Here is a 1683-nt window from a genome sequence, read left to right on the forward strand (position 1 = left end):
GGCGTGGCGGTGACGACGGCAGCCTTCGACCACCGCGAAAACCGCCGCCACGTGCGCCTGCCCACCTACCCCTTCGAACGCAAGCGTCACTGGATCGACGCACRCCTCCCGGCGTCCGTCACTCCGATCGCCGCTGCCGCCCCTTTGCCTCAGCTTCCGCAGATCGCGCCGACCCTGGTCGCGCCGTTCGCGTCGCTCGATATCACCCCTTCCGTTTCTCCCGTCGTACCGGAGCCCCTCATGCCGATGCCTTCCGCCCCCACCAGCAACGCTCGTCCGCAGCGCCTCGTCGGCGAACTCCTCGCGCTGTTCGAGGATGTCTCGGGAACCGAACTGGAGGGTGTCGACCCGGGCGCCAACTTCGTGGAACTGGGGCTCGACTCGCTCTCGCTCACCCAGGTGGCCTTGCAGTTGCAGAAGACCTACGCACTGAAGATCACCTTCCGCGAACTGATGGACGGCTGCTCGTCGTTCGAGCGGCTCGCGGCACACATCGATCGCCTGTTGCCGGCTGAAGCCCAGCCGGTGGCGCCCGCGCCGGCGGCCATGCCCGCCCCGGTCGCGGCGGCGGCGCCCGTGGCGATGGCCATGGGCGGCGGACTGGTCCAGGACGTGATCGCGCAGCAGATGCAGATCATGCGGGAACAGTTGGCGTTACTGGCGGGAGCCGCCGCTCCCGCATCCGCCTTTGTGGGAGCCGCTTCAGCGGCGATAGCCAGTTTGCCGCAAGCACCCATCGCCGCTGAAGCGGCTCCTACACAGAGCAGCCCGGGCGGTAGCACCAGTGACGAAGAGGCTGCGCTCGCCCATACCACCTACGACGTCAAGAAGGCTTTTGGTGCGATCGCCCGCATCCATCACGGCGCTACCGAACTGAGCGGCCGCCAGCGTGCGCGACTCGACGCCTTCATGCGCCGCTATATCGAGCGCACGAAAACATCCAAGGACTATACCGAAGAGCACCGCGGCCATCTTGCCGATCCCCGCGTCGTCAACGGCTTCCGTCCGTTGTTGAAGGAGATCGTCTATCAGATCGTCATCGAGCGCTCCAAGGGATCGAAGGTGTGGGATCTCGACGGTAACGGTTACGTGGACGCGCTCAACGGCTTCGGCATGAACCTGTTCGGCTGGCAGCCCGACTTCGTGCTCGACGCGGTGCGCAAGCAGCTGGATGCGGGCTACGAGATCGGCCCGCAGCATCCGCTCGCCGGCATCGTGGCGAAACAGGTCTGCGACCTTACCGGCTTCGACCGCGCCGCCTTGTGCAATACCGGCTCCGAAGCCGTCATGGGCTGCGTTCGCGTGGCGCGCACCGTCACCGGCCGCGACACGCTGGTGATTTTTACCGGTTCGTACCACGGGATCTTCGACGAGGTGATCGTCCGTGGCACGAAGAAGCTGAAGTCCGTACCCGCCGCGCCGGGCATCCTGCGCAATACCTCCGAACATGTGCTCGTGCTCGACTACGGCACACCTGAGTCGCTGCAGATCATCCGCGAGCGCGCCTCGGATATCGCTGCCGTCCTGGTCGAGCCCGTGCAGAGCCRTCGCCCCGATTTCCAGCCGGTAGAGTTTCTCCAGGAACTGCGCGCGATCACCGAAGAATCCGGTTCGCTGCTCATCTTCGATGAAGTGGTTACCGGCTTCCGCGCCCATCCGCGCGGTGCCCAGGCTGTCCTCGGG

1 protein-coding gene is annotated in these 1683 nt (G+C 65.9%); it reads left to right on the forward strand.

The annotated features are described in order from the left end of the window. Positions 1-1683, forward strand: a 1683-nt coding sequence (locus AC1DT2_RS22615; protein ID WP_477298887.1) for an aminotransferase class III-fold pyridoxal phosphate-dependent enzyme, incomplete at both ends; no start/stop codon positions are given.

It is taken from the genome of Luteibacter sp. P4_E6 (assembly GCF_056401535.1).